Source organism: Streptosporangium sp. LJ11, from assembly GCF_051918945.1.
In the GTDB taxonomy this organism is placed as follows: domain Bacteria; phylum Actinomycetota; class Actinomycetes; order Streptosporangiales; family Streptosporangiaceae; genus Streptosporangium.
Map to the genome: position 1 here is coordinate 215,564 of NZ_JBPXMB010000019.1, position 18,776 is coordinate 234,339.

Genomic DNA, 18,776 nt, shown 5'->3' on the forward strand with positions numbered 1-18,776 from the left:
GCGATCGTCTAGGTCGAGGCGGTCCAGCTGTCCAGGTCGGCCTCGGCGAGCAGCAGCGGCACCGCCGCCGGATCGCGCAGCAGCGCCGCCACCGCGAGCCGGTCACCCCACTGGCCGGACGCCCAGGCGAGCCCGCGCGCCAGCCCCTCCACCCCCGAGGCGTGCACCGTGCCCTCGAAGAACCGCCAGGCCGCGGGGACACCGTCCACCAGCAGCCTCTCGTGCTCCACGTAGGTCGCGGGCGCGGTCGGCAGCAGTGACCGTACGGCGGCCGGGACGTCGCGCGTCTCGCCCGAGGACGTCACCTCACCCGCGGCCTCCTCCCCCGCCAGCGGCAGGTCGAGCAGCTCCGACAGCGCCTCGGCCAGGTCGAACGGGGCCAGGATCAGCGGCCGGCCCGCGACGAGCGGCAGCAGGTCCGGCGCCTCGACCACGACCGGCTCCCCCGGCTCGCCCGCCTCATCCCCGGCATCGGTGCCGGTGGACAGCGGGCGGCCGTCCTCCGCGTCGACGGCGACGATCGCGTCACCGAGGACGGCGCGTACGGCGCGCGGGGGCCCGACGCGGGCGGGGTCGACACCGGCGAGGGCCACCCACAGGGAGCGGAGCTGGGCGCGGTCGACCTCCACCGCGGGGTCGCCCAGCAGGTCGAGCAGCTCGTCGGGACCGCCGTGGGAGGCGAGGAGGTCGGCCAGCGTGCTCCGGACTCCGATCATCGCCAGCGCGGCCTCGTCGACAACGGCCGGGGCGTCGCCGTACAGGCCGAACAGCAGCGGGTCGCCCGCGGGGAGCCGCAGCTGCGTGGGGCGCCTGCCGGCGAGCACCGGGTGCGTGGAGAGCCACCAGGCGGTGTAGGACGGGACCTCCACGATCTCCCCCGCCACCAGGATCCGCAGCGGGTGCAGCACCGAGCGGAGCGGCGGGCGCGACAGCAGGGCGAGGGCGGCGGGCCAGTCGGCGACGTACTCCAGGTCGCGTACGGCGGAGAACTCCCGGGCGACCGGCGGTACGTCCATCTCGGGCAGCAGGTCGAGGACGGTCTCCAGCCACTCGTCCTCGCGATCCAGGTCGTGGTCGCACTCGTCCGGATCGATCATGACGTCGGAGTCGTTGACCACGGCGAAGCCGTCGAGCACCCCCGCCGCGGCGAGCACCCGGGGGCCGTACCGCTCCACCAGCTCGGGAGCGGCCGTGCCGAAGTGCGTCTCCCTGTCGAGCAGCCCGGCCAGCGACCCGTCGGCGAGGAGCAGCTCGCCCGCCGGGTACAGCTCGCCGTCGGCGCCGCGCAGCGCCAGCTCGGACAGCCAGGGGGCGTCGCCCGCGGTCAGCCCCGCGGCGTCGACCAGCGCGAGCACCGCCTGGGCCACCGGTTCCGAGTCGGGGCTGTCGAGCGACTCCGATACGGCGGAGCGGGTCAGCGGGTCCTCCAGGACGGTGCGGGGGGTGGCCTCGCCCGCGCCGAGCCTGAGCAGGAGGGGATGGGCCGCGTCCGGGTGCACCACGCGCAGCCCGAGCGGGGCGAGGACGGCCGGGTCCAGCGCGGAGCCGTCGGTCAGCAGCAGCGTGCCGCGCGGCCCCCTGACCAGGCGGCCGTCGGCCAGCGGCACCGGCAGCGCGCCGAGGGCCTCGGGGTCGTCGGCGGGCAGCACCTCGTACAGCGACCGCCACCAGGCCGGGTCCCTGTCCTTGACGGCGTCGCCGGAGAGCATGTCCACGATCTCGGAGAGCTGCACCCGGCTGACACCGAGCGCGGTGATCGCCGGATGCCGGGACGGCCACCCCGCGGGCAGCAGCCCGGGGATCATGGGGGCGACCCGCTCCAGCAGCTCGGCCGGGGCCGCGACCACGGAGGCCTGCCGCCCGGAGACGACCAGCTCCTCACCCTCGGAGAGCGGGGCCGGGGAGGCGCCGCCTCCGGCGGCCACCTCGGAGGGGTCGGGAAGCAGGAGCGAGGTGCCGGAACCGCCCGGCCTGCCCGTCGAGGCCGGGTCCGCGGGCGGGGAGAGCGCGGGGAGCAGCGGGGTGTCGGGGAGCCTGCGCAGGATCGCCCGGCGGATGCGGGCGTCGAGCTCGCCCTTGCCCATCATGCCGGGGACGAGGTCGAGGAGCCGCGGCGTGCGGGGCAGGCCGGCGAGCAGCTCCAGATAGGTGTCGGCGGCCCGCTCGACCAGGAAGTCGGCCAGCGGACCCGGCGCGACGTGCCGCCGGTCGGTGGCCATCGGGAACGAGGCGATCAGCAGCGCGGGCAGGTCCAGCGGCTCGTCGCTCGGCGTGGGCGCGTGCACCACGGGCGGCACCAGGGCGGGCAGCGGCCGGGGCTCCCCGACCGGCGTCTCCTTCCCCGAACCGGCCGCGGTCCCGCCCGGGGCACCGCCCGAGAACCCGGCGGACGCGGAACCGGCGGCGGGCGCGAACCCGGCGGATCCAGAACCGGACCCGGACCCGGTGACGGACCCGGGACCGGCGGATCCGGGACCGGCGGATCCGGGACCGGTGACGGGTACGGCCCAGCGGACCAGCCAGTGCGGCCGGGAGCGCTCCTCGGTCGGGCGGTCGGCGAAGAGCTCGGCCACCTGCTCGGGGGTGAACCGCCCGGAGGCCGATACGACCTTCCAGCCCTCGGAGGTGACGGTCCGCGTCTCGCCGTCCACGTCGACCTCGATCGACTCCAGGGCGGGCAGGCCGAGCAGCAGGGCGGGGCTGGTCTCCCTCAGCATCGCCCGTACGGCCTCCTCGGCCGCCTCGTCACGGAGCGGCAGCCGCACGAGCGTGTCGAACCCGGCGGGGATCTCGACCGGGCCCGCGGGGAAGGGCAGGCGCAGCAGCGGGACGTGCCCGCCGCGCTCGGCCAGCTCCTTGGCCAGCTCGGGCTCGGCGGCCACCAGGGCGGCGGTCTGGTCGCGGGACCAGCGGACGACCCCGGAACCGAGCGAGCCGATCACCGGCTCGTCGCAGACCGACACCACGGCCGCGAACCCGACGCCGAAACGGCCGGCCGCGTGGGTGTCGTCGCGCTTGGCGGAGACGCGCAGCGTGGACAGCCCCTCGATCCCGGCCCTGTCGACCGGGGCGCCGGTGTTGGCGGCCGACAGCACACCCTCGCGCAGCGAGAGGCGGAGCCGCCCGGGCACCCCGGCGCGGAGCGCGGCGTCCGCGGCGTTCTGGGCCAGCTCGACGATCAGCCGGTCACGGTAGCCGCCGAGCGCGAAGTCCTCCTCCGCGTTGGCGTCCTCGCGGAAACGGGCCGGCGAGGCGGTCCAGGCGGCCAGGACGGCGGAGCGCAGTCGTTCGGTGCCGAAGATGTCAGTCAAGGCGATGCTTCCAAAGGTCGATGCCCCGCACGGCCGGGCGTCCCGGCCGGAACGGCCGGAACGGCCCAGGCGGCCGGGACGCCACGGGAGCGGCGCCCGGCCGCGACGGCCGGGTGTGCCGCCGGGACGGCGGCGGGGCGGGATGGACCCGGTGCCCCGGGTTGGGAACGGCCCTGCGGCGCCGGGTCAGGAGTGGCCGAGCGGCTCGGAGGCGGTGTCGTCCACCGATCCGGCCAGATCCGGTTCCGTGCCGTTCTCCGCGGTGTCGTAGGAGAGGTCGTCGAGGATCGGCGAGGTCGGCTCGACCTGGTGCGGCAGCACGGCCGCCTCGGAGTGCGCACCACAGCCGTGGTCGGCGGCGACCACCCGTCCGTCGTCGGGGGCGTACTCGTTGGCGCAGACCCCGAAGCCGGTGCGCAGCGCGCCCGCGAGCGGCCAGTAGAAGCCGCAGGTGGAGCACTGGGCGGGCGCGGCGTGCGCGAGCGGGGTGTGCGGCCCCGACTCGCCGGAGTGCCAGCGCCGCACGGCGCGGTCGCGGCCGATCGGGGAGAGCACCCGGGCCCGGCCGAGGCCGTACTCGAAGATCATCTGATGGTCGGAGTCGTCGTCGGTCTCGGTGAAACCGGGCGCGAGCCTGTCGTCGTCGTCGGAGGTGGGCAGCAGATCGCCCACGCCGAGGTCACCGGGCAGGAGCCGCTCGCTCCACGGCACCCACTGCGGCGGCATCAGGGCCCCCGCGCCGGGCAGGAGCACGACCTCGCTGACCGTCACGTTGCGCGCCCGCGAGGCCCGGGCGACCGTGACGGCCCAGCGCCAACCCCGGTAGGCACGGTCGAGACAGGCGAAGTAATGGGTGACGACGCGGTCTCCCTCGCCCTCGACCCCGAGGTGGTCGCCCACCTCTCCGGGCCTGACGTTCTCCTCGACCGCGGCTCTGGCCAGGTCGACGGCCGCGACGCACGCCTGGTCAAGGACCACGGCGCGGGATCGAGTCCGGCTCACGAGTCGTCTCCCGTCAGCCTCGCAGCACGACGGCTGCTGTCCCTACTGGCTCGCTCGCTCACTGCGCTCACAGTTCATTCTCGCCCATGACCGGAGCGAACGGCACCGTGGACATCCCATCGTCCACGGAGTGACCTAGCGCACCGGACAACTCACCCGCCCTTCGGGTATGACTGGATACGTGGCAGCTGGGTGGGAACGGGCGCGGAAGACGGTGGGCGAGGCCTCTCGGCGGGTCGGCGGGGCCGCCGCCGCCGCGGGCCGGGCCGCCGCGCGCGCGGGCCGCGGCACGAGCCGGGTGACGGCGCGAGCCGGCAAGGGAGCGGGCCGGGCGACGGCGCGGGCGGGCCGGGGGGCGGTCAGCGGCACCCAGCGGGCGGGCCGGGCCGCGCGGCGGCTGACCCACGCGCAGGGCGCGGGCCGCACCGGGCTGGGCCAGCTGATCGAGTTGACCGCCGCGCACAGCGCGGGCGACGCCCTGGTCACCGCCGCCCTGGCCGGCACCCTCTTCAAGCTCCCGGTGAACGAGGCACGCGGCCAGGTCGCGCTCTACCTGCTGATCACGATGATCCCGTTCGTGGTGGTCGCGCCGTTCGTCGGCCCGGTCCTCGACCGGTTCCGCTCCGGGCGGCGTTTCGTGATGGCCGGAACCCTCTTCGGCCGCGGGCTCCTCTGCTTCGCGATGGCGGCGGCGATCGTCCCCGGCGACGTGTTCACGATCTTCCCGGCGGCGCTGGCCGTGCTGGTGCTGTCGAAGGCCTACAACGTCTCCCGCGCGGCGATCATGCCGAGCGTGCTGCCCGCCGACATCGCGCTGGTCACGGCCAACGCGCGGGTCGCCCTGTTCGCGCTGGTCACGGCGGGCGTCGCGGTGCCGATCGGAGCGGGCGCCAGCGCCTGGCTGGGCGCCGAGTGGGTGCTGCGCGGGGCGACGGTGCTCTTCCTGCTCCAGGGCGTGCTGGCCGTACGGCTCCCGCGCCATATCGACTCCCCCGACCTGGAGGGACTGGACGACGAGGGAGAGGAACGGCCGCCCCGCTGGCGCACGATGCTGAACGTGGGCCCGGTGGTGGCCGAGGCGATGCACGCCAACGTGGCCATCCGCCTCTACTCCGGGTTCCTGCTCTTCTATCTGCTCTTCCTCGTCCAGGACAAGAACCTGCCCGGCCTGCCGCCGATGGTCGCCATCGGCGTGCTGGCGGTGGCCGCCGGGGTCGGAGGGCTGGCGGGCACCGCCGTGGCCTCGTGGGTGCGCAACCACTCCCCGCAGGTCATCGTGCTGGGCACGCTCGCCATGACGACCGCGATCACGATACTGGCGGCCGTCGTCTTCCAGCTGTGGAGCGCGGTGGCGGTCGCGCTGGTGGCCGCGTTCGCCCAGGGGCTGGGCAAGCTCGCGCTGGACGCGATCGTGCAGCGGGAGATCGGCGAGGAGGTGCGCTCGTCCACGTTCGGGGTGGTGGAGGCCTTCCTGCAGATCGCCTGGGTGCTGGGCGGCCTGGTCGGGCTCTGGCTCTCGCTGTTCGCGGGCGGGTCGGCGGGGCTGGCCGTGATGGCCGCGGTGCTGGCCGGCTCGCTCGGCTGGCTGCTGGTACGCCGCCGCAGGCGGGTCCGCGAGGTGGACGCCAGGGTCGAGGCCGCCAGGGACGCGCGCCCCGCCCCGTCCGGGCCGCACCCCGCGACGGACGGAGAGCGGCCCTCGCGGGGCGCGACGCCGGAGGAGCGGGCCAGGCCGCGCCCCGCCGGGACGACCACCACGGTCGTGCACCACGGGGACCCCCCGACGGAGAAGCGGACCAGACCGCTCACCAACCCCCACGGCTGAGCCGCGAGGGTCTCCGGGCGTTCGGCGTTCGGGGAGGGCCTGGACCCGCACGGCTGAGCCGCGGAGCGGGCACGGGAGATCGGGTCGACCGGCGGGCGGTCGGCGGGTGTCAGTCGTCCAGGTCGTCGGCGACGGCCCGGAGCACGGCGGCGATCTTCTTCGCGTGCGCGGCCTCGGGCTGCTTGCCCCTCTGGTACGACGTGGAGACCGTGTCCAGAAGCTTGATCAGGTCCTCCACGATGACGACCATCTCGTCGGGCTTCTTGCGCTTGCCCTTGGGCTTGGCGGTCTTGGCGAGGGTGGGGGGCTGGTCGATCACTCGGACCGAGAGCGCCTGCTGGCCACGGCGCCCCTCCGCCACGCCGAATTCGACCTTCTGGCCCGGCTTGAGGGAGTCCACGCCGGAGGGTAGCGCGGAAGAATGCACGAAGACCTCGCCGCCGTCGTCGCGGGTGAGGAAGCCGAATCCCTTGTCGGCGTCGTACCACTTGACCTTGCCACTCGGCACAGGGGTGACCTCGTTCAGACTGTCGTGAAAAGGAATGGATGTAGGTTATGCCCCGCGGGCGCTGAGAGCGACCGTGTATTGGGACCCGAATTACACGAGAGCGGCGGGGGTTCGCCAGCCGTCGAACCATTCGACGAACTCGGTCAGATCACCCAGGATCACATCGGCTCCGTGATCACGTAGTTCTCCCACCGGATAGACACCCGTCGCCACCGCCACGCTGACGACTCCCCCCGCTCGTGCCGCGTCGATGTCCGCGACATGATCTCCAACATATGCGGCGGCGCCGAAAGCCGCGAGGGCCGGACCCTTGGCCGCCCCGAAAACCGACCCGGCGACCTCGTCCACCTCCAGGCCGAGGAACTCGACCGTGCTCGCCGCGTCGCGGGCGTTCTTCCCCGTCACGACGGCGATCCGGCCCCCCGCCCGCCGTACGGCCTCGACGGCCTCGCGCGCGCCGGGCATGAGGGTGGTGACCGGGATGGCGATCGACGGGTACAGCTCCCGGTAGACGTCGGCGGCCGCGGGGACCTCCTCGGCGGGCATCCAGTTGGCCAGCTCCCACTCCAGCGGCGGCCCCAGCCTGGCCACCACGGCGACGCTGTCGATGAAGACGCCGGTACGCAGCGCCACCTCGTCGTAAACGGCGGCGATGCCCGCGCGCGTGTCGGCGAGCGTCAGATCGAGGTCGAATCCCACGGAGTTCATCAGGTCACTCACCGCTCCTTGTCGGCTTCGCGAAGAGGATTCTCCGAGAAGCCCTCAAAGAATGCCAAATCACCCTAAACATGGCTAATCCTAAGCGTTGTACATGAGACCCCTCGCTGTGGAACCCTTCGCGAAAAGATTTCCTTATCCGGAAGGTTGGGTGCGCGTCCCTCTCCCGCGCTTCTCCGGGCGGCCGGCCTCCGGGACGGGTTTTCGCGGACCGGTCTCCATGGGCCTGTCCGTGGGTCTGTCCACGAAGACAGGCCCGGGGACCGGTTCCCCCCCTCGGGACCACCCATCGTGCCGGTCCGTGTACGGGTCCGCGAGCGCCCGGTGGACCGGCCGGTGAGGCCGGGCAGCCGAACCGGGTGGTGAGGCCGGTCGGTGGGCCGCCTCGCGGGTGGACCCGCGGTCCTTCGGCACGGGCGGGAAGCGGCGCGCCGCGGTGCGGTGCGACCCGGTCCGGGTGGCACTGGATAAGGTCACGGAGGAGGTATCGGCAGAGAATGACCAGATCGACGCGCGAACGGATCATCGACGAGGCGCTGCGCCTGTTCGCCGAACGGGGCTACGCGGCGACCTCGGTAGCCGAGATCGAGGCCGCCTCCGGGCTGTCTCCCGGCGCCGGTGGCCTCTACCGGCACTTCAAGTCCAAGTACGAGGTGCTGGCCGCGGCGATGAACGAGCACGCCGCCAGGACGCGGGCACAGATCACCGAGACCCTGGCCGAGCTCAGCGTCGTCGACACCTCGACCGGCGTCGAGGAACGGCTGGCCCACCTGTGCGGGTTGGGGCTGGCCAAGGTCCGTGAGGAGAGGCAGCTGACGCGCGTCTTCTTCCGCGACCTGAGCCAGTTCCCCGAGCTGGTCGCGACCGTGCGCGAAGGTCTGCTGCAGCCCATGTTCGACGCGATCACCATGTGGTTCCGCGCCCAGCCCGAGTACGCCGGAGCCGCCGCCGACTGGCCCGCCATCGGTGCCGTACTCGGCGGGGCGGTGATCAATTACCAGCTGTTCGAGGAGACCGTGGGTGAGCCTCCCGGTCGCGTGGAGCGCGACCGCTTCGTCGCCTCCTGGGTGCGCCTCGCCCTCGGCCTGCTGCCCCGGCCGGCGGTCCAGGCCATCGGCTGACAGGCCCGGCGGCCCTTCGGGGACCGGGAGGACTCCACCGGTGTCACCCGGGCCAGCGGACTCCCCTTCCCACGGGGACCGGGGGATTGAGAAGGCGGTAGGCCAGCCAGAAGACGGCCCACGCCGTACCGAGCATGAACATGAGCCCGCTGATGGTGAAGAACTCGTCCACCACCGTGCCGAGGTCGTTCCTGGCCCTTACGAGAGCGACCAGTCCGCCACCAAGGGAGTAGCTCACGATCGGAGCGGCCAGCCCGAGCGCCTTGTCGGAGGTGTGCCAGTTCTCGCAGGCGATCACGACGAGCGCCGCGACGGCCCAGACCAGCACCGGGATCCTGAAGATCGCGATCGGGGCGAACGGGAAGGGGATCAGCAGACCGGCCAGGGCGAGCAGGGCCAGACCGACCATCTCGCGCCGGTGGCCCAGCAGGATCGTCCGGGCGTCCTGGGTACCGGGGACGACGTCCTCCCTCGACCGGGCCGGGCGTCGCCGGCGCAGCCAGCCGGGCCGGTTTCGCGCCTGCTTCCTGGCCAGCCGCTCCTCGGCCTCCCGCATTCCCCTGGCCACGCCGGGCGGAAGCCCCGGGCGGCCCTCCGCGCCTCCCGGCTTCCCGCGCGGCGCCTCCACTCGATCTCCCTTCGGATCCTCCACCCGCTCCCCCTGAAGTTCCCGCGGCTTCCTCGGCTCCTGAGGCTCCTGAGGCGGCTCCGGTGTCTCCCGCCGTGCCACCGGCGGCGGGAGAGGGTCCTGTACGGACGGGATCTCCTCGGTCGGCGGGTCGCTCTCCACCGCGTCCTCCCACTCGTCCGCGGCGTCTCCCCCGCTTCCCGGGCGGCTACCGGGGGGGATGTCGGGCTCGTCCTCTTCCGGGACGGCCGATGATCCGGGGACGGCCGATGATTCCGGGACGGCCGATGATTCCGGGACGGCCGATGATTCCGGGACGGCCGATGACGACCGCGCGCGGGCCGGGAAGATCCGCTCCACCCACCTGGACCCGCGCGAGGCCGAGGACCCGGGAGCATCCGGCTCCGGGCGCTCCGGCTCGGGACGATCCGGGGTGCGATGACCCCGCGCGGGTTCGCCGGCGTCCGGGCCGGCGCCGGTCGAGGCGTACGGATGCCCCCGAACGGGGCGGCGGGAGGGCGGGAGACCGGGATCCCCCGGCGTGCTCTCGCGGGCGGCCGACGAGGCACGTCCGGCCGTCTCCGCCTCACCCGGCGCGGGTGAAGACGAGGGCGAGGGCGTGGGTGAAGGCGTGGGCGAGGGCGCCGCTGGATCGGGGGTGGCCGGAGACGGTGAACCCTCCGGCGTGCGACCGGGACCGCCCGGGCCGGAGACCGCATCCTGCGGCGTGGGAGCGGGATCCTCGGGACCGGGCCTCTCGGAGGTGGGGTCGCGGTCCTCGGGGACGTGCCCTCCCCGAGGGGGGTCGTGGTCCTCGGGGACCGAACCTTCCGGGGTGGGGGCGGAGAGAGGCATGGCGGCCACCGGATCGACGGCTGAGGTGACGGTGAGATCCGTGGCGCGGATGGAGCGGCCGGCGGTCCCCGCGGGATCCTCCCGGGGCCTGGGAACCGTGCCGGAGTCCTCACGCGAGCCCCCGGAACCCCCGGAACCCCCGGATCTCCGGGAACCCCGGGAACCCTTCTCGGAAACCCGCGGCTCGGGGCGCCCCGGTGGATTCTCCGAAGCCCGGGAGGGCGCCTCCCTCCCCAGGCGGCGCAACTCGCGACTGACCAGCGCGGCCGGGTCGCCGAACCGGGCCAGGACCCTCGCCACGGCGGCGGGGTCGTCCACTCCGGCCCGCTCGGCGTCGATCCGCCTGCGCAGCACCGCGACGAAGTCGATCCGCTGTCTCGGCGGCAGCACGCCGTGGGCCGCGTCGGCCGCCTTGCTGACGTAGTCCAGGACGAGCTGGTCCGCACGCTCGATCACACTGGCCATCCTCTCTCGACATCGTCTCGCTCGTGAGCTTCTTCCCCCATTCACCGTCCATCACGTGATCGGCCGGCCCTCTTCACGGGATCCCGAAATTCCCCCAGGCCGCGCGATGTCGGTCAAGCCTCCTACCATTGGCGGAATGAGCACGGAGTTCACCGAGTGGCTGCGCGGCCGGAGCGACGACCGGTTGCGGGCTCTCGTCTCCGTGCGGCCCGAGCTCATCACCCCCGTGCCCGCCCACCTGGAAGGACTTGCCGGACGGGCGAGCAGCCCGTCGGCGGTGGGCAGGGCACTCGACCGGCTCGACCGGTTCACGCTCGCGGTCGTGGAGACGCTGGCCGTGCTGCCCGGCCCGGTCGCCTACAGGTCACTGCGTGCCCAGATGGCCCGCGCCCTTCCTGGAGCGGCCGATCCGGAGTTCCAGAGCGCCCTCAAGGAGACGGTCGAGCGGCTGCGCACCATGGCCCTGATCTACGGGCCCGACCGCGCCCTGGCTCCGGCGCCCGGGGTGCGGGAGGTGCTCGACGCTCCCGCGGGGCTCGGTCCGCCCGCCGTGGAGGCGTTCAGGCACCACCCCGCCGAGCGGCTGGCCGAGCTTGTCCAGGACGTCACGGGCGACGGCGGCGCCACCGGCGACACCGGGAACGCCACCAAGGAGACGCTCGCCGCGCTGCTCCGCGACGGGGAAATCGTCGGACGGCTGGTCGAGGAGGTCTCGCCGCAGGCGCGGTCCGCGCTGAACGAGCTGGTCTGGGGACCGGCCAGCGGCCGGGTGCCCAACGCCCGCCGTGAGGTGCGGGCCGCCACCGCGCAGTCGCCGATCGAGCAGCTCCTCTCCCGTGCCCTGCTCGCCGCCACCGGCGAGGAGACCGTGGTGCTGCCCCGCGAGGTCGCCCTGTTCCTGCGCGGCGGCCGCATCCACCGGGACCTGTCCCCCTTCCCGCCCGCGACCGAGGGCACCGAGCGCGACCGGAGGCTCGCCGACCGCACGGCCGCCGGGCAGGCGTTCACGTTCACCCGCGCGGTGGAGGAGCTGTGCGAGCGCTGGAGCGCCGACCCGCCCGGCGTGCTCCGCAGCGGCGGCCTGGCCGTGCGTGACCTCAAGCGGACCGCGGGCCTGCTCGACCTGCCCGAGTGGGTGGCGGGGCTGGTTGTCGAGGTGTCGTACGCGGCGGGGCTGATCGCGGCCAGCGGCACCGTCGACGGCGACTGGCTGCCCACCCCCGTCTACGACGGCTGGCGGGTGAAGTCCACGGAGGACCGCTGGGTGGTGCTGGCCACGGCCTGGCTCACCATGGACCGGGTGCCGGGGGTCATCGGCGAGCGCGACGAGCGCGACCGGCTGCTCAACGCCCTCCACCCCGACCTGCGGCGCCCGGCCGCCGCCGAGGTCCGCGCCACGACCCTGGGCGTGCTCGCCTCGACGCCGGGGGTGGCGCCGACCCTCGACGCGGTACGCGAGCGCCTGGCCTGGGAGCAGCCCCGTCGTCGCGGAGGTCACCGCGACGAGCTGGTGGAGTTCACGTTGCGCGAGGCCGAGCAGATCGGCGTCACCGGGCTCGGGGCGCTCGCGGCCCACGGTCGCGCCCTGCTCCCCGACTCCTCCGGCGGCGCCGGCGGTTCGGCCGTCCCGGCCGGTCCGGGCGGTGGCGGCCGTCCGGTGTCCGCCGCCCACCTGCTGCTCCCGCTGCTGCCCGAGCCGCTCGACCACGTGCTCCTTCAGGCCGACCTGACCGCGGTCGCCCCCGGGCCGCTCACCGGCGACCTGCGGCGGTGGCTGGCGATGGCGGCCGAGGTGGAGTCGACCGGCGGCGCGACGGTCTACCGCTTCGACGAGCGGTCGATCCGGCGGGCACTGGACGCCGGGCAGGGTGCCGACGAGCTGCTGGCCATGCTGGAGCGCCACTCGACCACGCCCGTGCCGCAGCCGCTCAGCTACCTGGTCACCGACGTGGCCAGGCGACACGGCCGGATGCGCGTCGGCACGGCGAGCGCGTACGTGCGGTGCGACGACCCCTCCCTGCTCGACGAGGTGATGGCCGACAAGCGGGCGATCCCGTTGCGGCTGCGGCGGCTCGCTCCCACGGTGATCGCCTCCAAGTCCTCCCGGCCGGCGCTGGTCGACTCGCTGCGCGCGATGGGCTACGCCCCGGCGGCGGAGTCGCTCGACGGTGACGTGATCATCACCCAGCTCGACGTCCGCCGGACCGAGGGCACCTCCGCGGGCCGTTCCCCGGTCACGTTCAGCGGCCACGAGGCCGACGTGGTGGCGGCCGCCGTGCGCGCCGTGCGCGCGGGCGACGCCGCGCACCAGGCTCGCCGCGCCCCGGTGGCCGCCCCCGGCGGCCAGGTGCCACGCTCCCCCGCCACCGCCACGATCACCGCCCTTCGCGAGGCCATCCGGCAGGGATCGCAGGTCTGGATCGGCTACCTCGACTCCCAGGGCAACGCCACCAGCCGGATCCTCGAACCCGCCCGGATGGAGGGCGGCTATCTCACCGCCTACGACGAGACGCGGGCGGCGGTGCACCGCTTCGCCCTGCACCGCATCACCGGCATAGCCGACATCGTGTGAGACGCCCCCTGCCGGTTCCGCCGGGGACCGGAAAGCCCGTGCGGCCCCGGTGTGCCGGACGAGAGCACGGGGTAGTCTCAGGTTCCGGAACGGGGCCGCCACGAGCTCGGCCGACGGTCCGGTGGCGGCGCACCGTCCGCCGCGTCGTTCAGCGGGACGCTCGCCAAGGCGCGAGGGTCCTCCTCCGGGTCTCCTCCGGCCGCCGGGATGCGACCGAGTCCATTCGCCCCTGACACCCGGCTCACGACCCATATCGTGATAACAGTTGACGTTCTGAGCTCCAAAGAAGCGAGAGATCCCCAGTGAGCAGCGGTCACTCCGAAGGCCCCAGCACCAACCCGGACGACTGGAAGAGCCCCTACGCCACGGGGCCGGGCCAGGCCCCGGGCCACGACCGGCAGCCGTACGGCTACGAGCAGACCCAGCAGGGTTACCAGCCGGAGTACGTCCAGCCGGAGTACGGTCAGCCCGAATACGGCAAGGCCCAGGGCTATGGCCAGACCCCCGGCCATCCCGACCAGCCCTACGGACAGGGGTATGGACAGGGCTACGGCGAGCAGCCCTACGGGCAGGGGTACGGGCAGGGCTACGGGGCGCCGCCGTCCCGCGAGGTCGAGAGCGTCAGGACGCACGCGATCGTCGCCCTGGTCATCAGCCTCGTGCTCGCGCTGAGCTGCTTCGCGAGCCCCGGCGGCCTCATCGGCACCATCCTGTCGGGCCTCGCGCTGGGCAGGGTCGACACCGACCCGCGAGGCGCGAGGAACCTGCTCAAGTGGACCTGGATCAGCGTCGGCGCCAACGTCGTGCTGCTCGTCCTGGGCGTGGCCTTCTTCATCGTCGCCGGCCTCAACGGCGCCTTCGGCCCGAGCTGACCATGCCGAGGACCGCCCGCCGGAGCCGTACGCGCGGCACCGGACACGCGAGGACCGGGCGTCCGGACGGGCGGACACCCGGCGGGCGGGCGTGCGCGAACCGGGTACACGACGTACGGACACCCGACGGGCGGACACGCGACAGGCGGGCGCGCGCGGACCGGGCACACGACGGACGGGCAGGTGACGGACGGGCGCGGGAGACCGGATGGGCCGGTCGGGACTGCCCGGACGTTCCCGTCTGTTGCATACAGGGAGCGCGGGACGACCCTTCGGGCGTCCACGGGTGCGACCATGAGCTGATCCGCCGTAACCTGCGGTGACCAAGGGAGAAGTCTGTGACTGACGGACCATTGATCGTCCAATCGGACAAAACCCTGCTCCTTGAAGTCGATCACGAGAGGGCCGGGGAGTGCCGCAAGGCGATCGCCCCGTTCGCGGAGCTGGAGCGTGCCCCCGAGCACGTGCACACCTACCGGATCACCCCTCTGGCGCTGTGGAACGCGCGGGCCGCCGGGCACGACGCCGAGCAGGTGATCGACGCGCTGATCGCGCACAGCCGCTACCCCGTGCCGCACGCGCTGCTGGTCGACGTCGCCGAGACGATGTCGCGCTACGGCAGGCTCCGCCTGGAGAAGCACCCGGTTCACGGGCTCGCCCTGACCAGCACCGACAAGGCCGTGCTGGAAGAGGTCCTGCGCGCCAAGAAGATCCAGCCGCTGCTGGGCGAGCGCCTGGGCGACGACGGCGTGGTGGTGCACCCGAGCGAGCGCGGAAACATCAAGCAGCACCTGCTCAAGCTGGGCTGGCCCGCCGAGGACCTGGCCGGATACGTCGACGGCGAGCACCACCCGATCGCGCTCACCGAGGACGGCTGGGAGCTGCGCACCTACCAGCGGGAGGCCGCCGAGGCGTTCTGGCACGGCGGCTCCGGCGTGGTCGTGCTCCCCTGCGGGGCGGGCAAGACGATCGTGGGCGCGGCGGCGATGGCGCAGGCCAAGGCGACGACGCTGATCCTGGTGACCAACACGGTCTCCGCGCACCAGTGGAAGCAGGAGCTGCTCAAGCGGACCTCGCTGACCGAGGACGAGATCGGCGAGTACACCGGCACGAAGAAGGAGATCCGGCCCGTCACCATCGCCACGTACCAGGTGATGACGACCCGCAGGCAGGGCGTCTACCGGCACCTGGAGCTGTTCGACGCCCGCGACTGGGGCCTGGTCGTCTACGACGAGGTGCACCTGCTGCCCGCGCCGATCTTCCGGATGACCGCCGACCTGCAGGCCAGGCGGCGGGTGGGCCTGACCGCGACGCTCGTGCGCGAGGACGGCAGGGAGGGCGACGTGTTCTCCCTGATCGGTCCCAAGCGGTACGACGCGCCGTGGAAGGAGATGGAGAACCAGGGCTGGATCGCCCCGGCCGACTGCGTCGAGGTGCGGGTGACGCTGACCGACGAGGAGCGGCTGGCCTACGCGATGGCCGAGTCCGAGGAGCGCTACCGGTTCTGCGCGACCACGCCGTCCAAGACGCGGGTGACCGAGGCGCTGGTCCGCCGGCACCTGGACGAGCAGGTGCTGGTCATCGGGCAGTACATCGACCAGCTCGACGAGCTCGGCGAGCACCTGAACGCGCCGGTGATCAAGGGGGAGACGAAGGTCAAGGAGCGGGAGCGGCTCTTCCAGGCGTTCCGCGACAAGGAGATCCAGGTCCTGGTCGTCTCCAAGGTCGCCAACTTCTCCATCGACCTGCCGGAGGCGGCGGTGGCCATCCAGGTGTCGGGCACCTTCGGGTCCCGGCAGGAGGAGGCTCAGCGGCTGGGCCGGGTGCTGAGGCCGAAGGCCGACGGGGGCGGGGCCCGGTTCTACTCGGTGGTCAGCCGTGACACGGTGGACCAGGACTTCGCCGCCCACCGGCAGCGGTTCCTGGCCGAGCAGGGGTACGCGTACCAGATCATCGACGCGGACGACGTGCTCGCCGGAGAATGACCCCACCTGGCGAACACGTCGTCAATTTGTGTCAGGTCCACGAAATCCCGCGGGCTTTCGACAAACAAACCACCCCCTCGCTAGGCCTCGGCGGCCACTGGCGACATACCCCCATGATCTGAGGGAGTCACCATGTTTGCCGCGCTTTTTCGCTATTTCGACAGAGAATGACGGAGGGTGGCAGATCGACTACCGAACGATCGGGGTGGCGACCCTGCGATCAGGGTGACGCCCGGGCGATCACAATGACGACCGGACGATCAGGCCGCCCGCGAAGAGAACGCCCTCCGCGACCACCCAGGCGGCCACCGCGGCGGTCATCAGCGCGGTGAAACGACTTCCGGCGCCGCGCCTCCCCGGCGCCAGCAGGGCGGCCACCGTGCAACAGACCGCGACCGCCGCGAACAGGGACGACAGCCTGACCACCCCGGCCAGCCCGTCCACGCAGCCGGGGTCGGAGCAGAAGGCCTCGACCCCCCAGCCCGCGAACACCGAGAATCCCCAGAGCGCGGCCAGGAGAAGACTGGCGACGGCCGGTATGACAGGGGAGATCCGCACGACCGTTGGGATACCCGCGACCGCCGCTTCCCAGTCCGGCATTAATCCTTTTGAGACGCGGGTGAGTCGCCGCTAAGCTGGTCGATTCGCTGCCCGATGACCACCACCTCCGTTTATCGAATGGGAGGCGCTTCAGCGTGCCCGCACATCAATTGGCCCCTGACATAACCGACGATCCCGCCCGGATTCTCGCCGCCGAGCGCGAACACCTGGCCACCTCCAGGGCGGCGCTCCGCGCGATGCGCGAGCACGCCCGCTCCCTCTCCTCCGACGCCGCCGGAGACTGGGTCTCCCAGCAGATCCTGCAGGCGCTGCTGGACCAGCGCGTCGAGGCGCTCGCCGACCACTCCGGCACGCCGCTGTTCTTCGGCCGCCTCGACCGCCAGGCGGGAGACGACCTTCCCGGTACGGTCTACGTCGGGCGCAGGCACGTCCACGACGACAGCAGCCGCCCCCTGGTCATCGACTGGCGGGCCCCGGTCTCGCGGGCCTTCTACCAGGCCAGCCCGTCCGACCCGATGCGCGTCGCGCTGCGCCGCAGGTTCGGTTACCGGGGCGGCGACCTGACCGCCTACGAGGACGAGCGCCTCGACCTGGGCGGCCCCGCCCTCGCCCAGAGCAGGATCCTCACCGAGGAGATCGAGCGTCCGCGCTCGGGGCCGATGCGCGACATCGTCGCGACGATCCAGCCCGACCAGGACGAGATCGTCCGCTCGGACCTGGGGCGGACGGTGTGCGTCCAGGGCGCCCCCGGCACCGGGAAGACCGCCGTCGGCCTGCACCGGGCGGCCTACCTGCTCTTCACCCACCGCGAGCGGCTCGCCAGGTCGGGCGTGATGATCGTCGGCCCGAACCGGGCGTTCCTCTCCTACATCTCCTCCGTGCTCCCCGCCCTGGGCGAGGTCAAGGTCGACCAGACCACGGCCGCCGGGATCCTCGGCGACCACTCCACCCCGGAGGACCCCGCCACCAGCACGATCAAGGGTGACGCGAGGATCGTCCCCGTGCTCGGGCGCGCCCTGTGGATGCACGTCGTCAAGCCCACCGAGGGCGTGCTGTTCACCAAGGGGATCAACCGCTACCGGGTGGCCGACCACGAGGTCCGCGAGATCGTCGCCGCGCTGCGCGGCACCACCCGCTACGGCCCGGGGCGTGCCACGCTCGCCCAGCGTCTCGCCCACCTGGTGCTCGTCCGGATGGAGCAGCGCGGCGAGTCGCCCGACGACCGGGTGCAGGACGCGGTGGCCAGGTCCAAGCCGGTCAGGCAGCTCGTGGACCTGGTCTGGCCCAAGCTGACCCCGCAGCAGGTGCTCCACCGGTTGTTCAGCGACCCCGCCTTCCTCGCCGCCGCGGCCAAGGACGACCTCACGGCCGAGGAGCAGTCGCTGCTGCTGTGGGCGAAGCCCGCCAAGTCCTTCCGCTCGGCCAAGTGGTCGGCGGCCGACGGCGCGCTGATGGACGAGCTGGCCGACATGATCGAGCGGACCACCCCGCTGGGCCACCTGGTCGTGGACGAGGCCCAGGACCTGTCGGCCATGCAGCTGCGGGCCCTGGGGCGGCGCTGCCGCACCGGCTCGGCCACCGTGCTGGGCGACCTCGCGCAGGGCACCACTCCCTGGTCCGCCCACTCCTGGACGGAGGTCCTCACCCACCTCGGCTTCGAGGACGGCGCGGTCACCGAGCTCACCCTCGGCTTCCGGGTGCCCCGGGAGGTCCTCGACTACGCGGCCAGGCTGCTGCCCTCCGTCGCCCCCGACCTGGCCGCTCCCCGGTCGCTACGGCCCGGCGCGGGCTCCCTGTCGGTGCGCCCGGCGCCCGACCTGGCGGCGTCGCTGGCCCGCGCCGCCGAGGAGGCGCTCGCCCGCGAGGGGTCGATCGGCGTCATCGTCCCCGACGCCTCGGTGGGCGCCGTGTCCAAGGCCCTGGCCCACCTGGAGCATCGGGTGCTGAGCCCCGACACGGTCGAGGACCACCGCCTCCTGGTCGTCCCGGCGTCCCTGGCCAAGGGCCTGGAGTACGACCACGTGATCGTGTCCGAGCCCGCCGACATCGTCGACGCCGAGCCCCGCGGCCTGGCCCGCCTCTATGTGGTGCTGACCCGCGCGGTCACCTCCCTGACCGTCCTGCACTCCAGGCCGCTGCCCGCGCAGCTCGGCTAGCCTCGGGGCCGCGTACGGGCCACCGCGCCGGGCGACGGGGTACGACGAAGCGGAGCACGGAAACAAAAAGAGGCGGCCCCGGCACTTCGGGGTCGCCTCTTTTTCGAAAGCGCGTGGACTCAGAAGTCCATGTCGCCGCCGCCGGGCATGGCGGGGGCGGCTCCGGCCTTCTCGGGCTTCTCGGCGATGACGGCCTCG

At 73.3% G+C, this 18,776-nt stretch carries 12 protein-coding genes; 6 read left to right on the top strand and 6 right to left on the bottom strand.

Going from position 1 to position 18,776, the window contains the following annotated elements:
• Positions 1-8 precede the first annotated feature (8 nt).
• Together ACTOQ3_RS27425 and ACTOQ3_RS27430 are read right to left on the bottom strand one after the other, a co-directional pair.
• The gene (locus ACTOQ3_RS27425; protein WP_440086270.1) at positions 9-3,311 is read right to left on the bottom strand and encodes a sacsin N-terminal ATP-binding-like domain-containing protein; all 3,303 of its coding nucleotides are present in this window, start codon (positions 3,309-3,311) and stop codon (positions 9-11) included.
• A 186-nt stretch (positions 3,312-3,497) separates the two neighbouring features.
• On the bottom strand, positions 3,498-4,313 hold the full coding sequence (locus tag ACTOQ3_RS27430) for a DUF3027 domain-containing protein (RefSeq protein ID WP_440086271.1): 816 nt from the start codon (positions 4,311-4,313) through the stop codon (positions 3,498-3,500).
• A 181-nt stretch (positions 4,314-4,494) separates the two neighbouring features.
• Here ACTOQ3_RS27430 and ACTOQ3_RS27435 point away from each other — a divergent pair, with 181 nt between their 5' ends.
• The gene (locus ACTOQ3_RS27435) at positions 4,495-6,138 is read left to right on the top strand and encodes an MFS transporter (protein ID WP_440086272.1); all 1,644 of its coding nucleotides are present in this window, start codon (positions 4,495-4,497) and stop codon (positions 6,136-6,138) included.
• A 109-nt stretch (positions 6,139-6,247) separates the two neighbouring features.
• Here the strand turns inward: ACTOQ3_RS27435 and ACTOQ3_RS27440 are convergent, their stop codons facing one another.
• On the bottom strand, positions 6,248-6,646 hold the full coding sequence (locus ACTOQ3_RS27440; protein WP_344744291.1) for a cold-shock protein: 399 nt from the start codon (positions 6,644-6,646) through the stop codon (positions 6,248-6,250).
• A gap of 90 nt (positions 6,647-6,736) precedes the next feature.
• Positions 6,737-7,366, bottom strand: a complete 630-nt coding sequence (locus ACTOQ3_RS27445; protein ID WP_440086273.1) for an HAD family hydrolase — start codon at positions 7,364-7,366, stop codon at positions 6,737-6,739.
• A gap of 494 nt (positions 7,367-7,860) precedes the next feature.
• On the opposite strand from ACTOQ3_RS27445, the gene ACTOQ3_RS27450 reads away from it, so the two are divergent.
• Complete coding sequence (locus ACTOQ3_RS27450; protein ID WP_440086274.1) at positions 7,861-8,484, top strand: TetR/AcrR family transcriptional regulator; 624 nt, start codon at positions 7,861-7,863, stop codon at positions 8,482-8,484.
• Between the two features lie 43 nt (positions 8,485-8,527).
• Here ACTOQ3_RS27450 and ACTOQ3_RS27455 read toward each other — a convergent pair whose 3' ends face one another.
• On the bottom strand, positions 8,528-10,423 hold the full coding sequence (locus tag ACTOQ3_RS27455) for a hypothetical protein (RefSeq protein WP_440086275.1): 1,896 nt from the start codon (positions 10,421-10,423) through the stop codon (positions 8,528-8,530).
• Positions 10,424-10,568: 145 nt separating this feature from the next.
• Between ACTOQ3_RS27455 and ACTOQ3_RS27460 the strand changes: the two genes are divergently transcribed.
• The 3 genes from ACTOQ3_RS27460 (at position 10,569) to ACTOQ3_RS27470 (ending at position 15,861) form a co-directional block, all read left to right on the top strand.
• Positions 10,569-13,004, top strand: a complete 2,436-nt coding sequence (locus ACTOQ3_RS27460) for a helicase-associated domain-containing protein (protein ID WP_440086276.1) — start codon at positions 10,569-10,571, stop codon at positions 13,002-13,004.
• Between the two features lie 302 nt (positions 13,005-13,306).
• A complete protein-coding gene (locus tag ACTOQ3_RS27465) occupies positions 13,307-13,876 on the top strand; it encodes a hypothetical protein (protein WP_440086277.1) in 570 nt (189 codons plus the stop codon).
• A gap of 338 nt (positions 13,877-14,214) precedes the next feature.
• Positions 14,215-15,861: a DNA repair helicase XPB gene (locus ACTOQ3_RS27470; protein WP_440068963.1), complete on the top strand. Its 1,647-nt coding sequence runs from the start codon at positions 14,215-14,217 to the stop codon at positions 15,859-15,861.
• A gap of 240 nt (positions 15,862-16,101) precedes the next feature.
• Here the strand turns inward: ACTOQ3_RS27470 and ACTOQ3_RS27475 are convergent, their stop codons facing one another.
• The gene (locus tag ACTOQ3_RS27475) at positions 16,102-16,419 is read right to left on the bottom strand and encodes a hypothetical protein (RefSeq protein ID WP_440086278.1); all 318 of its coding nucleotides are present in this window, start codon (positions 16,417-16,419) and stop codon (positions 16,102-16,104) included.
• Between the two features lie 137 nt (positions 16,420-16,556).
• Between ACTOQ3_RS27475 and ACTOQ3_RS27480 the strand changes: the two genes are divergently transcribed.
• Positions 16,557-18,578 carry a HelD family protein gene (locus ACTOQ3_RS27480; protein ID WP_440086279.1) on the top strand — a complete coding sequence of 674 codons (2,022 nt, stop codon included), beginning with the start codon at positions 16,557-16,559 and terminating at the stop codon, positions 18,576-18,578.
• Positions 18,579-18,776: the final 198 nt, after the last annotated feature.

Bases quoted from the DNA above. Each gene is read 5' to 3' on its own strand.
- ACTOQ3_RS27450 (WP_440086274.1), top strand. From the start codon at position 7,861: ATGACCAGATCGACGCGCGAACGGATCATCGACGAGGCGCTGCGCCTG.
- ACTOQ3_RS27460 (WP_440086276.1), top strand. From the start codon at position 10,569: ATGAGCACGGAGTTCACCGAGTGGCTGCGCGGCCGGAGCGACGACCGG.